The following is a 13,332-nucleotide window of genomic DNA, read 5'->3' on the forward strand; positions in this document are numbered from 1 at the left end:
GAACCTGAGGCAGCCGGGACCCCACGTCTCGGTTCGTCGTGACCGACCGCTGCGAAAGGGCGTACGTGGCAGCCGCAAAGACCGCAACCCGAAGCGGGACGAAGACAACGAGCGCCGCCGAACCGGCGACTGCCGACGAGACCACGGCGGCCGTGGACGGCACGGCCACGCCGGAAGCGAAGTCGTCGGGTCGCAAGACGGCCGCGAAGAAGGCTCCCGCGAAGTCCGCGAAGACCACCCGGACCCGCAAGACCACCACCGCGAAGTCCACCAAGGCGAAGACGGCCGGGTCGAAGACCACCAAGGGCAAGGCCAAGACGTCCGCCGAGCTCGGTGAGGACGTCGACGGCGCCGAGCTCGAGGAGGTCGACCTCTCCGACCTCGACGTCGACGCCGTGGAGGTGGACGTCGTCGACGCCACCGTGACGGAGGAGACGGACGACTCCGAGGAGTCCGGCGGCTCTCGCAACGACCCCGACTTCGTCTGGGACGAGGAGGAGTCCGAGGCGCTGCGCCAGGCGCGCAAGGACGCCGAGCTCACCGCGTCCGCCGACTCGGTGCGGGCCTACCTCAAGCAGATCGGCAAGGTCGCGCTGCTCAACGCCGAGGAGGAGGTCGAGCTCGCCAAGCGTATCGAGGCAGGCCTCTACGCCGCCGAGCGGCTGCGCGTGGCCGAGGAGGAGGGCGAGAAGCTCTCCACCCAGATGCGCCGCGACCTGAAGTGGATCGTGCGTGACGGTGAACGCGCCAAGAGCCACCTGCTGGAGGCCAACCTCCGGTTGGTGGTGTCGCTCGCCAAACGCTACACCGGACGCGGCATGGCCTTCCTCGACCTCATTCAGGAAGGCAACCTGGGTCTGATCCGCGCGGTCGAGAAGTTCGACTACACCAAGGGCTTCAAGTTCTCCACGTACGCGACGTGGTGGATCCGCCAGGCCATCACCAGGGCGATGGCCGACCAGGCCCGCACCATCCGTATCCCGGTGCACATGGTGGAGGTCATCAACAAGCTCGGCCGCATACAGCGCGAGCTGCTTCAGGACCTCGGTCGCGAGCCCACTCCCGAGGAACTCGCCAAGGAGATGGACATCTCCCCCGAGAAGGTCCTCGAGATCCAGCAGTACGCGCGCGAGCCGATCTCGCTCGACCAGACGATAGGTGACGAGGGAGACTCGCAGCTCGGTGACTTCATCGAGGACAGCGAGGCCGTGGTGGCCGTCGACGCCGTCTCGTTCACGCTGCTGCAGGACCAGTTGCAGTCGGTGCTGCAGACGCTGTCGGAGCGTGAGGCCGGCGTGGTGCGGCTGCGCTTCGGGCTCACCGACGGCCAGCCCCGCACGCTCGACGAGATCGGTCAGGTCTACGGCGTGACGCGCGAGCGTATCCGGCAGATCGAGTCGAAGACCATGTCGAAGCTGCGTCACCCGTCCCGGTCCCAGGTCCTGCGCGACTACCTGGACTGAGTTCTCGGCCCTCGTCGCCGTGGTGGTGGGGTCAGCGGGCGCGCTCGCCACGAGACGTGTTCGAGCGCAACACCACCCCGATCACCACGGCGAGGATGCCGAGCGCCTCGACGAGCGTCGGCACCTGGCCCAGCACCACGAACCCGATGGCGGCCGCCGTCACGGGCAACAGGGCCAGCAGCAGCGCGAACCGGGCCTGCCCGACACGCCGCAGCACCACTTGGTCGAGTGCGTACGGCACGACGGTGGCCAGCAGGCCCACCCCGATGGCGAACGCGAGCAGGTCGGGCTCACCCCACACGGCGGTCGTGCCGAGCACCAGCGGTGAGAGCACCACCGTGGCGACGGCGAAGCCCACCGCCAGGCTGTCCACACCACTGCCCGCGAGTGCGACGCGGCGGCCCAACACGATGTAGGCGGCCCACGCCACCGCCGCGCCGAGAGCGAAGGCGACGCCGCCCGGACTGCCCTCCCACTGGACGTCGGCGATGAGGACGACCCCCACCGTGACTCCGGCGAGCGCCGCGTAGTCACGCACTCCCCGGGAGCCGAGGGCGGCGACGACCACGGGACCTGCGAACTCGATCGCCACGGCCGTCCCCAGTGGAAGCCGGGCGATGGCCTCGTAGAACAACACGTTCATCCCGGCCGTGACCACGCCGAAGGTGCCCGCGAGCAGCAACGCACGGCCGCGCCACGCCTGCCGTCCCGGTCTGCGCCACAGCAGCAGGATGAGTGCCGCGCCGAGGCAGCGCAGCCAGGCGACTCCGGCCGGTGTGGCGACGTCGAACAGCCAGACGGCGAGCGCCGCACCGACGTACATCGAAATTCCGCTGACAACGAACACGAGGGGCGCGGGAACGGCATCCAGCGCCCGTCTCCCGGTGGAGATCGTCACGCGGGCACATACTGCCTGACCACCACAAACGGGTGGTCGGGTGGGCCGTTCCCGCCACGCGTCGGCGGTGTCTCGTGACGCGCTGCGACATTCGGGGTAAACAGGCGTGACACGGCTCCCACGGGGCCTGGGAACACTTGCGGGAGCCGAAACGTCTGCAAGAGTGGAGGCAGCGAGCCACCGCGCTCGGCGGTAGGTCCGACCACGGTGGTCGCGGCTGAAGATGGCATCGGCTGGCGATGCCGGGACGGAGGGAGACTCCAATGACAACGACGACGCTCACCCGCCCCGAACTGACCGCTGCGGACCGTTGTGACCGTTGCGGAGCAGCCGCACAGATGCGCGCCGTTCTCCCGAACGGCGGAGAGCTGTTGTTCTGTGGCCACCACGGTCGTGAGTACGAGGCCAAGCTGAAGGAGCTGGACGCCGACATCCAGCGCTGACGCCGTCGCCCAGCCGCACGGAGTGTGAGCGGGGGCGGGAATCCCGAGCCGGGGTTCCCGCCCCCGTCGTCGTGTTCGGGGTGTTCGGACCGGCCGCTACACCGTGTCCATGATCTCCTCGAACGCGACTTCGGCGGCTCCCAGCAGTTTGGCGTCGCGGCCCAGTGCCGACCGCTCCACGCGGACGCCTCCCATGGCGCGGCTCACCATGCTGCGCTGCCGCACCCGACTCACCACGTCCTTCAACACCGCGTCGGGCAGGCCGGTGAAGAGGTCGCCGAGCACGACGAGTTCGGGCCCCAGGACGTTCACCACGTTGACGAGTCCGAGGGTCAGCCACTCCGCCAGCTCGCCCAGACGCCGGCGCGCCGCGTCCGGGTCGGCCGCCAGCGTGCGGAGCTCCACCACCACGGCACCCCTCGGGCTGTCCTCGGGCAGGCCCAGAGCGCGGCAGAACGCCGCCTCACCGACCTCGGTCTCCCAGCAGCCACGGCTGCCGCAGTAGCACTCACGGCCCTGCGGGCGCACCACCATGTGCCCGAGTTCGCCCACGTACCCGGTCGTGCCGCGCAACGCCGTGCCCTGGGCGATGACACCGCCGCCCACGCCGATGTCGGCCGACACGAACACCACGTCGTCGACCTCTCGGGCCGCTCCTCGCAGGTGCTCGGCCAGTGCCCCGAGTTCGGCGTCGTTGCCCACGACGGCGCGGACTCCGAGTGCGGCCGACAGCCGCTCCCCCAGAGCCACGTCGCTCCACCTCAGGTTGGGCGCCTCGTGCACGTGTCCGTCGAGGCGGCGGACCACGCCCGGCACCGAGACCCCGCACGCCACCGGCCGCACTCCCAGGTCGGCCGCCAGTGGCGCGGTGGATTCGACGATCCGGGTGAGGACCTCGCCGGGAGCACGGGTACGGCTGTGGAGTTTCCAGCTGTTGCGGCCGAGGATCTCACCACCGAGCCCGACCAGAGCCAACGCGACGTGCTCGACCTGGATGTCCACGGCCAGCACCACGGCGGCCTCGGGCTGCGGCAACACCAACAGCGACGGCCTGCCCGCCTGCCTGCCCGGCCTCGGTACCCGCTCCGCCACCACGCCTGACTCGGCGAGCCCGTCGACGAGCGCCTTGATCGTGCTCCGGTTGAGCCCCAGCTCGGTGGCGAGCTCCGCTCGTGTGCTCGGCCCGCCGAGGTGGAGCAGACGCAACAGGCTGGCACGGTTGTACCGCCTCACCTCATCGGGCCGGGCCACAGGCGTGCTGGTCACGGCCGTAATCGTCGCATCACGGACCTCAGCGGGCCGCGTCGGCCGCGCGCCTGCGCGACACCGCGTCCACGGTGGCGGCGAGCAGCAGGACGAGCCCCGTGACGATCGACACGACCGCGGCGGGCTGCTTGAGCAGCCCGAGTCCGTTGGACACCACGGCGAGCACCGTGCCGCCGATCACGGCGTCGGACACCCGGCCCTTGCCGCCGAACAGGGACGTGCCGCCGATCACGGCGGCGCCCACGGCGAACAGCAACGTGTTGAGCCCGCCCGCCTGCGGGTCGACCGAGCCGACCTTCGACGAGTACACGATCGCGCCGAGAGCGGCCACCGAGGAACACACGACGAACACACTCGCCCTGACGCGCGTCACGTCGATGCCTGCCCGGCGAGCGGCCTCCCGGTTCCCGCCGACGGCGTAGATGTGCCTGCCGTAGCGAGTGCGGTTCAGCACGTAGGTGCCGACGGCGAGCAACGCCAGCACGATCGGCACCACGTACGGGACACCGCGGATCTCGATGGTCGGGTTCGGCGACCGGTTGACCGTCAGCAGGGCGGTCGCCACCACGCCGAGGACGGCGACCCCACCCACCTTGAGCGCGACGATGGTGGTCGGCTGGGTCACCAGGCCGCGCCGCAGCCGCCGGATGTGCCGACCCAGTGTGACGGCGGCGAATCCCCCGACGCTCACCGCGAAAAGCGCCCAACTGCCGGCCACGGACAGGTTGCCGTTCGCGACCGCGTTCAGCACCGGAGAGGTGGAGATACCGAGCACACCGCCCTCGCCGATGAACTGGAGGATCACTCCCTGCCACGTGAGGAACAGCGCGAGCGTCACCACGAACGACGGCATCCCGATCCGGGCCACGAGAAACCCGGTGACACAACCGATGGCGGTGCCCACGCACAGCGCGAGGAGCATCTCCACCCACGGGTTGGCGGTCAGCCCTGACACGGTGAGCCCGATGCCGAGCACCGACATCGCCGCCCCGGCCCAGATACGCAGCAGCACCGCGAGGATCGCCGCGAGCGCGAGCACGGCGTTGAACAGCACGAACACGGTCGAGCCCAGGCCCCCGAGCAGGTTGCCGTCCTCGACGAAGTGCATCGCGAGCACCGCCGCGGTGACACCGGAGGCGGTGCCCGCCGACAGGTCGATCTCCCCGACCAGCAGCACGAACACGATGCCCATCGCGATGATGGTCTGTCCCGCGCCCTGCGCGAGCAGGTTGGCGAGGTTGTTCAATGACAGGAAGACGTCCGACAGGGTGGCGAACACCGCGACGAGCGCCACGAGTCCGAGCAGGGCGGGCAAGGAGCCGAGCTGACCGGCGCGCAGCCGCGCGAAGTAGTCGCGCACGGCGTCGGACGTCGACATCGCGGTGGTGTCGATTCCGAAGTCGGAGATCACCGCGCTCTGTTGCGCGGTAGGCGTTTGTGTCATCTGAGGTCCTCTTGCTGACGGGAATCCGGTCACAGAGCCGCGTTCTCGGGCCGGGCGAGTCCGAGGTCGCCGGAGCGGCCGGCGGTGATCAACTCGACCACCTGCCCGTGTGTCACGTCCTTGGTTCGCACCTCGGCGACCATGCGCCCCAGGTACAGCACGGCGATCCGGTCGGACACCTCGAACACGTCGGCCATGTTGTGACTGATGAGCACCACACCCAACCCCTGCTCGGCGAGCCTGCGCACGAGGTCGAGCACCTGCCGCGTCTGGGCGACACCGAGGGCGGCCGTGGGCTCGTCGAGCAGTACCACCGCGCTCTCCCACAGCACGGACTTGGCGATGGCCACGGTCTGCCGCTGTCCCCCGGACAGTGCGGAGACCGGGGTGCGCACGGACTTCACCGTGCGCACCGACAGCGACGCCAGCGTCCTGCGCGCCGCCTCCTCCATCCCCGCCTCGTCGAGCAGCCAGGCGCTGCCGCGTTCCCTGCCGAGGAACATGTTCTGCACGATGTCGAGGTTGTCGGCCAGGGCGAGATCCTGGTAGACGACCTCGATGCCCAGATCGGCGGCGTCCTTGGGACCGCGGACGGACACCTCCCGGCCCCGGAAACGGACGGTGCCCGAGTCCACGGGGTGGATACCCGCGATGCTTTTGACCAATGTGGACTTACCGGCGCCGTTGTCGCCGACGAGGGCGGTCACCTCGCCCGCTCGCACGGCGAAGTCCACGTCGTGCAACACGTGCACCGGCCCGAAACTCTTGTTGACCCCACGGAGTTCCAGCACCGGCTCCGCCGTGGTGTCGCCTGTGGCCTCCGAGTGGGTCGCGACGTCGGTCATGTCCCGCCTCACTCGATCCCGAGTTCGGAGCAGGCGTCGGCGAGGTCCCGCGTGCAGATCTCGTCGGCCGAGACGTAGCCCTCGTCGACGACCCGCTTCACCTCGTCCCTGGTGATCAGGTACGGCTCCAGCAGCACCGATGCGATCTCGCGCTTTCCCTTGGGGTCTTCGAGGACGTCGGTGGCGACCGCGTCGGCGGCGGCCTTGTCGCCGTTGACGAGCGCGGCGGCCAGCTCTGCCGTGGCCTCGGCCTCCTCCTTGACCGGCTTGAACACCGTCATGTACTGGTCACCGCGCAGGATCGCCCGCAGCCCCTCCGCCGTGGCGTCCTGGCCGGTGACCGGCACCCTCCCGTTCAGGCCGTACTTCTTCAGCACCGTGATGACGGCACTGGCGAGCCCGTCGTTGGCGGCGACCACGCCGTCGACCTCACCACCGTTGGAGGTCAGGATCTGCTCGAAGACCTGCCCGCCCTCCTGGTTGTTCCAGTCGTCGATCGGCTGGCTCCGCACGAGTTCCAACTCGCCGGAGTCGTAGAGGGGCTGGAGCACGTTGCGCTGGCCCTCGTGGAACAGCGTGGCGTTGTGGTCGGTCGGGGCGCCCTCGATCTCGATCACCTGGGCTCCCGACTCGCCGTCCAGCGCCTCGGCGAGGCCCTCGCCCTGCAACTCCCCGACCCGGACGTTGTCGAAGGAGACGTAGTACTCGGAACTGCCGCCGAGGTTCAGGCGGTCGTAGTCGATGGTGGGGATCCCCGCAGCCTTGGCCTTGGCCGCCACGGCACCGCCGATCTCGCTGTTGATCGACGCGATGATCAGGACCCGCACCCCCTGAGCGATCATGCCGTCGGCCAGGGTCGAGAACTTCTGCACGTCACCCTGGGCGTTCTGGACGTCCGGGTCGAAGCCTTTCGCGCGCAGTGCCTCTTCCAGCATGGGCTTGTCGAAGCCCTCCCACCGGGCCGACGAGGCGGTCTCGGGGAGGATCACGCCCACCTTGCCGAGCGGGGCGTCCGCCTGTCCACCGCCGGTCTCCTCCCCGGAGGCGTCACCACCGCCGGAGTTCGCACCACAGGCCGAGAGCGTGAGGGAAATGCCCAGCGCGGCAGCGCAGGCGCGGAGTCGGAAGCGTCGTCGCATCGTCACACCTTCCCGGTGCCGAGATAAATGTTGTGCGCGACAACATATGCACGACGTCACAGGAACGGAATACCTGTATCGATTCAGTGCGCAAGTCCCGAGACGCAACCGTGACCCATGGGACCAGCGCTCCCGGCGCCTACCAGGACCGGAGAGTGGCGATGCGCTCCTCGAGTTGCTCCACGGTGGCCATCGCCGTGGGCGGGCCACCACAGATCCGGCGCAGCTCGTTGTGGATGGCGCCGTGCGGTTTGCGCGTCCGGTGGTGGTACAGGCCCACGAGCGTGTTGAGTTCCTTGCGCAGCGCCTTGATCCGCTCGTTCACCGAGGCGGGACGCGGTGTGGGGGCGGGCTGTGGTTGCTCGGCCACCGGCTTGCGACGCTTGGCGTCCGCGAGCTGTTCCTCCTGCCGCTTACGCAGCAGGGCCCGCACCTGGTCGGCATCCAGCAACCCGGGCAACCCCAGGTACTCCTGTTCCTCCTCGCTGCCGGAGAACACGGCCGTGCCGAACGAGTTGCCGTCGTAGATCACCTGGTCGAGCTCGGCCGACGCTCCGAGCGCGGTGAACGACTTCTCCTCGTCGCCGCGCTCGTCGTCGGTGCGGTTGGCCGCCACGAGGAGCTCGTCGTCCCAGCCGTCCTTCTCGCGGTGCGGCTTGCCCAGCACGTGGTCGCGCTCGGCCTCCAGCTCGCTGGCCAGCTCCAGCAGCACCGGCACGCTGGGCAGGAAGACGCTCGCCGTCTCCCCCGGCTGCCGAGACCGTACGAACCGGCCGATGGCCTGCGCGAAGAACAACGGTGTCGACGCGCTCGTGGCGTACACGCCGACGGCGAGCCTCGGCACGTCGACCCCCTCCGACACCATGCGCACCGCCACGAGCCAACGGTCGTTCGAGTCGGAGAACTCCCCGATACGCTTGGTGGCCTTGGGATCGTCGGACAGCACCACCACGGGCGCCTCCCCCGCGATGCCCGTGAGCAGCTTCGCGTAGGCGCGTGCGGACTCCTGGTCGGTGGCGATCACGAGACCACCCGCGTCGGGCATCCCGCCGGCCCGAAGCTGCGACAACCGCGTGTCGGCGGCCTGCAGCACGGCGGGCATCCACTCACCCGCCGGGTCGAGCGCGGTGCGCCACGCGCGCGCCGTCTGTTCGGCGGTGAGCGGCTCGCCGAGGCGGGCGGTGAACTCGTCACCCGCACTCGTCCGCCACGACGCCTCACCCGAGTACGCCAGGAACACCACCGGCCGCACGACCCCGTCGGCGAGCGCGTCGGCGTAGTTGTACGAGTGGTCGGCCCTGCTCCGCAGCGCGCCGTCGGCGTCCGGCTCGTACGTGACGAACGGGATCGGCGAGTCGTCGCTGCGGAACGGCGTACCGGTCAACGCCAGCCTGCGCACGGCGGGCGTGAACGCCTCCGAGACCGCGTCCCCCCACGACTTGGCGTCTCCGGCGTGGTGGATCTCGTCGAGGATCACGAGCGTCTTGCGGTTCTCGGTGCGAACCCTGTGCAGGGTGGGATGGGCCGCCACCTGCGCGTAGGTGAGGGCGACACCCTGGTAGTCCGACGACGTCACACCCGTGGTGTTGCGGAAGTTCGAGTCGATGGCGATTCCCGCACGCTCGGCCGACGCCGCCCACTGGTGCTTGAGGTGCTCGGTGGGCGTGACGATGGTGATCGCCTCGACCGTGCGGTCGGACAGCAGCTCGGCCGCCACTCTCAGACCGAACACGGTCTTGCCCGCGCCGGGCGTCGCCACGGCCAGGAAGTCCTTGGGCTTGCGGGTGAGGTACTTGGTGAGCGCCCGACGCTGCCACGCACGCAGGGGGCGGGCCGTCGCGTCGTGCGCGGGCTCGGGGGCGGCATAACCCTGCACGCCGTTCCGGGCCTGTGCGGTCTCCGACACCGACGCTCCAACTCCTCGACACACGGACATGCGAAAACCCTCACGAGGACGACCAGCTTGACGGCCGGCGGCCGTGCCGGGGTCGGTGAGGGTGCCTGCGAAAGCCTACCTGGCGCGCCGGCGGGAAACTCGGAAAGGACACGCCGCAGGGGTAGGCAAGCCGATGGAAGCCGGATGGACCATGCTTGAAACCGCGATGCAGACGCGAGACGGCGGCACCACCGACGGCGAGGGCGAACGCCTGTCCACACGGAGGACCAGGCGGAAAGGGCCCTGGCGTCTGCTGGGTCGCACGCTGAGCAAGGCGTGGGACGGCAACATCTTCTCCGAGTCGGCCGAGGCCGCGTTCTGGCAGACGCTGTCGCTGCCCCCGCTGTTGCTCGGGCTGCTGGGCAGCCTCGGGTTCATCGGCGACTGGTTCGGCGACAACATCGTGCGCCAGGTGCACGACAAGATCATCGCGTTCTCGGAGACCATCTTCAGCGGCAGCGTGGTGACGCAGATCATCGAGCCGACGGTCGACGACATACTGACCACGGGCAAGGGCGAGATCGTCTCCGTCGGCTTCCTCATCTCCCTGTGGGCGGGGTCCTCGGCCATGTCGTCGTTCGTGGACGCCATCACCGTGGCCCACGACCAGTACGGCGTACGCAATGAGGTGTGGCAGCGGATCTTCGCGCTGCTGCTGTACCTGGCCAGCCTCATCCTGCTCGTCATCGGGCTGCCGATCATCGCGATCGGCCCCGACCTGCTCCCGGAGTTCTTCCCCGACGACTGGCAACCCACCATCGCGTCATGGCTGAGCGTGCTCTACTACCCCACCGTGGCGGTGCTGCTCGTCCTCGCGCTCGCCACCCTCTACAAGCTCGCGCTGCCACGCAAGCTGCCCTGGCACCGCGGCCTTCCCGGCGCGATGCTCGCGATGGTGATCTTCCTGCTGTCCAGTGTCGGGCTGCGTGTCTACATCAGTTGGATCACCACCACCGGCTACACCTACGGCGCGCTGGCGACCCCCATCGCGTTCCTGCTGTTCACGTTCTTCATCGGCCTGGCCATCGTGGCGGGGGCCTACTTCAACAGCGCCATCCAGGAGCTCTGGCCCGCGAAGATGACCCGCAGGCAGCGCCGCAAGTGGCGCAGGCTGGAGATGGAACGGCTCAAGGAACGCATGCGTGCCGAGGACGAGGACCGCGGCACCCTGTGGCACCGCACCACCCAGCCGCTGCGCAGGCCACGGCGCGGGGACACCGAAGCCGTCGTCGATCCGGCCGAACCCACCGAACCCACCGAACCCACCGTCCCCGTCGACCCGCTCGATCGGACGGGGGAGGAGCAGGGCCCGGCGTCACCGGCCGCCGCGGACCCCGGCCCAGCCGAGAGTCCGCGGCAGGACGGGCGGGACTGACCCGGTCGTCACTCCTCGCCGCCGGGAGGCAGGTTCTCGAAGATCCGCTTGCACTCCGGGCAGACCGGCGAACCGGGCTTCGGCGACTTCGTCACCGGGAAGACCTCTCCACACAACGCCACCACGTGCGTGCCCATGACCGCGCTTTCGGCGATCTTGTTCTTACGCACGTAGTGGAACATCTTCGGAGAGTCGTCGTCGGTGGTGTCGGTACTCTCCGGCCGGGTGTCGACTTCAGGCAGCGTCATCGTACTCACGTGTTCCATGATGCCCCACGCGTCGCCGTGGGAAGGATGGACGAGGATGCGTAGTCGTGATCCGAAAGTCCCACTCTCCCCTGTCGATGTCCCCCGAGGTCGCCGACGCCGTGGCCGACCACGCTCCGGTCGTCGCCCTCGAGAGCACCCTGTTGTCCCACGGCCTGCCGCCCGGTCGCAACCTCGAGGTGGCGCGCCGCCTCGAACGAACGGTGCGTGACGCCGGCGCGGTGCCCGCCACGATCGCCGTGCTCGACGGTGTTCCCCGGGTGGGCCTGACGAGCGCCGAGCTGGAGCGGGTCTGCGCACCCGACGCCGGGCTCGACAAACTGTCGTTGCGCGACCTCGGCCCTGCCGTGGCGCTGCGCGGCTCGGGCGCCACCACCGTGGCCAGCACCGCCGCGCTCGCGCACGCGGCCGGTATCGCGGTGTTCGCCACCGGCGGGCTCGGCGGCGTGCATCACCCGCTTCCCGGCGCGGACGTGACCTGGGACGTCTCCGCCGACCTCGGCACGCTCGCGCGCACCGGAGTCGTGGTGGTGTGTTCCGGCATGAAGTCGATCCTCGACATTCCCGCCACCCTGGAGGTGCTGGAGACGCACTCGGTTCCCGTGCTCGGTTACCGCACCGACGACTTCCCCGCGTTCTACCTGAGCGCCTCGGGGCTCCCCGTGCCGCACCGGGTGGACGACCCCGCCCGGGCCGCCGCCGTGTTCGCCGCGCACCGGGACTTCTCCGACTCCGGTGTGCTGCTCGCCAATCCCGTGCCCGCCGAGCACGAACTCGACCGTGCCACGCACGACCGGCTCCTTGCCGAGGGCCTGGAACTGGTGCGGAAGCGTGGAATCAGCGGTTCGGACGTGACACCGGTGCTGCTGGAGCACTTCCACACGGCGAGCGGCGGGGCGAGCCTGGACGCCAACGAGGCGCTCGTGCTCTCCAACGCCGACCTCGCCGCTCGCGTCGCCTCGGAGCTGGCGCGATGAGGGTGGTGGTGGTCGGGGACGTCGGCCTCGACATCGTGGCGCGGCACGACACACCCATCGTCTACGGCGGGGACGCACGTGCCGCGGTGAGCGTCACCGGCGGTGGTGCGGGTGCCAACACGGCGTTGTGGTTGCGCGACCGGGGCGCTGACACCACCCTCGTGGCCCGCGTCGGCGACGACGCGGGCGGGCGGCTGTTGCGTGGCGAGTTGGAAACCGCAGGTGTGCGGTGCGCGTTCGCCGTCGACGACGACACGGCCACGTGCTGCGTCGTCGTGCTCGTCGACGCGGCGGGGCAGCGCACGATGCTGCCGGACCGCGGCGCGAACAAGAGGTTCCGCCCCTCCGACGTCACCGCCGACGCCCTTGCCGGTGCCGACCACCTGCACCTGTCCGGTTACGTGCTGCTGGACCCCTCGTCACGGCCCGGTGGGTTGGAGGCGCTGGCACTGGCCAGACGATCGGGGCTCACGACGTCCGTTGACCCGCAGGCGGCGGCGCTGCTCACCGACCCGCAGGCGTTCCTCGACGACGTGCGGGGCGTCGACCTGCTGCTGCCGAACGCGGACGAGTTGCGCGCTCTCACCGGGTCGCAGGACGCTGAGGCGGCGCGGCACCTGCTCGGCACCGTGGGCGCGGTCGCGGTCACGTTCGGCCTGGACGGCGCGGCATGGGTGGACGGTGACGGCATCGTGAAGGCGCCCGCGGAGAAGGTGCCGTGTGTGGACAGCACCGGAGCGGGCGACGCGTTCGACGCAGGCGTCATCACCGCGTGGCTGCGGGGCGAGGCGCCGGACGCGATCCTCGCGGAGGGTGCGTCGCTCGGCGCCAGAGCCGTCAGCCGGGTGGGAGCGCAGCCCTAGGAACTGGGCGGCTCCTCGGACGAGTCGATGACACGGTGCGGGCGGTCCTCGATCGCCCGCGCCCGGCGCTGGAACCTGCTGACCTGCTCGGACTTCCGGGGTGGACGGTCGTTGGCGATCAACACCGCCACCCACGGCAGCGGTACCGACAGCAGGACGAGCGCCAGTGCCAGCCACCAGGTGTGGTAAAAGACTCCCGCGAGGACCAGGCACGGCACGCGCAGGCTCATCATGATGACGTACTTGCGCTTGCGCAGGGCCATCTCGTCGTCGTAGGAGGGCGCTGCCTCGGTGATCAGCACCGGAGCGGCGTGCTTGTCGTGCTCCTTCACCGCCTCACCTCCGTTGTCCATGCTCCCACCAGCCTTCCGCAGGCGACACCCCGGTCGGTCGCGTGTTCCCGATCCACCCCGCGGC

The 13,332-nt window shown here is 69.9% G+C and carries 13 protein-coding genes; 5 read left to right on the top strand and 8 right to left on the bottom strand.

Annotation, left to right across the window (positions count from 1 at the left end; translation table 11 throughout):
• The first annotated feature begins 38 nt into the window (after positions 1–38).
• Positions 39–1,463, top strand: a complete 1,425-nt coding sequence (locus SACCYDRAFT_RS15930; RefSeq protein WP_005457618.1) for an RNA polymerase sigma factor — start codon at positions 39–41, stop codon at positions 1,461–1,463.
• 31 nt (positions 1,464–1,494) lie between these two features.
• Here SACCYDRAFT_RS15930 and SACCYDRAFT_RS15935 read toward each other — a convergent pair whose 3' ends face one another.
• Positions 1,495–2,361 carry an EamA family transporter gene (locus SACCYDRAFT_RS15935; protein WP_005457619.1) on the bottom strand — a complete coding sequence of 289 codons (867 nt, stop codon included), beginning with the start codon at positions 2,359–2,361 and terminating at the stop codon, positions 1,495–1,497.
• Positions 2,362–2,624: 263 nt separating this feature from the next.
• On the opposite strand from SACCYDRAFT_RS15935, the gene SACCYDRAFT_RS15940 reads away from it, so the two are divergent.
• Positions 2,625–2,804, top strand: a complete 180-nt coding sequence (locus SACCYDRAFT_RS15940; RefSeq protein ID WP_005457621.1) for a DUF7455 domain-containing protein — start codon at positions 2,625–2,627, stop codon at positions 2,802–2,804.
• Positions 2,805–2,900: 96 nt separating this feature from the next.
• Here the strand turns inward: SACCYDRAFT_RS15940 and SACCYDRAFT_RS15945 are convergent, their stop codons facing one another.
• The 5 genes from SACCYDRAFT_RS15945 to SACCYDRAFT_RS15965 form a co-directional block, all read right to left on the bottom strand.
• Entirely contained in the window at positions 2,901–4,070 is a 1,170-nt protein-coding gene (locus SACCYDRAFT_RS15945) for an ROK family transcriptional regulator (protein WP_043536550.1), read from the bottom strand.
• 25 nt (positions 4,071–4,095) lie between these two features.
• A complete protein-coding gene (locus tag SACCYDRAFT_RS15950; protein WP_005457623.1) occupies positions 4,096–5,514 on the bottom strand; it encodes a sugar ABC transporter permease in 1,419 nt (472 codons plus the stop codon).
• A gap of 29 nt (positions 5,515–5,543) precedes the next feature.
• Entirely contained in the window at positions 5,544–6,359 is an 816-nt protein-coding gene (locus SACCYDRAFT_RS15955) for an ATP-binding cassette domain-containing protein (RefSeq protein WP_005457624.1), read from the bottom strand.
• Between the two features lie 8 nt (positions 6,360–6,367).
• Positions 6,368–7,498 carry a sugar ABC transporter substrate-binding protein gene (locus tag SACCYDRAFT_RS15960; RefSeq protein WP_005457626.1) on the bottom strand — a complete coding sequence of 377 codons (1,131 nt, stop codon included), beginning with the start codon at positions 7,496–7,498 and terminating at the stop codon, positions 6,368–6,370.
• Between the two features lie 139 nt (positions 7,499–7,637).
• A complete protein-coding gene (locus SACCYDRAFT_RS15965) occupies positions 7,638–9,404 on the bottom strand; it encodes a DEAD/DEAH box helicase (protein WP_043536553.1) in 1,767 nt (588 codons plus the stop codon).
• A 181-nt stretch (positions 9,405–9,585) separates the two neighbouring features.
• Here SACCYDRAFT_RS15965 and SACCYDRAFT_RS15970 point away from each other — a divergent pair, with 181 nt between their 5' ends.
• On the top strand, positions 9,586–10,809 hold the full coding sequence (locus SACCYDRAFT_RS15970) for a YihY/virulence factor BrkB family protein (RefSeq protein WP_408640292.1): 1,224 nt from the start codon (positions 9,586–9,588) through the stop codon (positions 10,807–10,809).
• 8 nt (positions 10,810–10,817) lie between these two features.
• Here the strand turns inward: SACCYDRAFT_RS15970 and SACCYDRAFT_RS15975 are convergent, their stop codons facing one another.
• Positions 10,818–11,075 carry a DUF3039 domain-containing protein gene (locus SACCYDRAFT_RS15975; protein WP_005457629.1) on the bottom strand — a complete coding sequence of 86 codons (258 nt, stop codon included), beginning with the start codon at positions 11,073–11,075 and terminating at the stop codon, positions 10,818–10,820.
• 77 nt (positions 11,076–11,152) lie between these two features.
• Here SACCYDRAFT_RS15975 and SACCYDRAFT_RS15980 point away from each other — a divergent pair, with 77 nt between their 5' ends.
• Both SACCYDRAFT_RS15980 and SACCYDRAFT_RS15985 read left to right on the top strand, forming a co-directional pair.
• Positions 11,153–12,052 (top strand): pseudouridine-5'-phosphate glycosidase, encoded by a 900-nt coding sequence (locus SACCYDRAFT_RS15980; RefSeq protein ID WP_043536554.1) that lies wholly within the window; start codon positions 11,153–11,155, stop codon positions 12,050–12,052.
• Positions 12,049–12,915 (top strand): carbohydrate kinase family protein, encoded by an 867-nt coding sequence (locus SACCYDRAFT_RS15985; RefSeq protein ID WP_005457631.1) that lies wholly within the window; start codon positions 12,049–12,051, stop codon positions 12,913–12,915. Before SACCYDRAFT_RS15980 ends, SACCYDRAFT_RS15985 begins: the two co-directional genes overlap by 4 nt.
• Here the strand turns inward: SACCYDRAFT_RS15985 and SACCYDRAFT_RS15990 are convergent.
• Positions 12,912–13,268: a DUF3099 domain-containing protein gene (locus SACCYDRAFT_RS15990; protein WP_005457632.1), complete on the bottom strand. Its 357-nt coding sequence runs from the start codon at positions 13,266–13,268 to the stop codon at positions 12,912–12,914. The two genes, SACCYDRAFT_RS15985 and SACCYDRAFT_RS15990, sit on opposite strands and share 4 nt — an antisense overlap.
• Positions 13,269–13,332: the final 64 nt, after the last annotated feature.

Source organism: Saccharomonospora cyanea NA-134, assembly GCF_000244975.1.
Taxonomy (GTDB): Bacteria; Actinomycetota; Actinomycetes; order Mycobacteriales; family Pseudonocardiaceae; genus Saccharomonospora; species Saccharomonospora cyanea.

Coding starts and splice junctions, on each gene's coding strand:
- SACCYDRAFT_RS15955 (WP_005457624.1), bottom strand. CDS start 6,359: ATGACCGACGTCGCGACCCACTCGGAGGCCACAGGCGACACCACGGCG.
- SACCYDRAFT_RS15970 (WP_408640292.1), top strand. CDS start 9,586: ATGCTTGAAACCGCGATGCAGACGCGAGACGGCGGCACCACCGACGGC.
- SACCYDRAFT_RS15960 (WP_005457626.1), bottom strand. CDS start 7,498: ATGCGACGACGCTTCCGACTCCGCGCCTGCGCTGCCGCGCTGGGCATT.
- SACCYDRAFT_RS15975 (WP_005457629.1), bottom strand. CDS start 11,075: ATGGAACACGTGAGTACGATGACGCTGCCTGAAGTCGACACCCGGCCG.
- SACCYDRAFT_RS15990 (WP_005457632.1), bottom strand. CDS start 13,268: ATGGACAACGGAGGTGAGGCGGTGAAGGAGCACGACAAGCACGCCGCT.
- SACCYDRAFT_RS15940 (WP_005457621.1), top strand. CDS start 2,625: ATGACAACGACGACGCTCACCCGCCCCGAACTGACCGCTGCGGACCGT.
- SACCYDRAFT_RS15985 (WP_005457631.1), top strand. CDS start 12,049: ATGAGGGTGGTGGTGGTCGGGGACGTCGGCCTCGACATCGTGGCGCGG.
- SACCYDRAFT_RS15980 (WP_043536554.1), top strand. CDS start 11,153: ATGTCCCCCGAGGTCGCCGACGCCGTGGCCGACCACGCTCCGGTCGTC.
- SACCYDRAFT_RS15950 (WP_005457623.1), bottom strand. CDS start 5,514: ATGACACAAACGCCTACCGCGCAACAGAGCGCGGTGATCTCCGACTTC.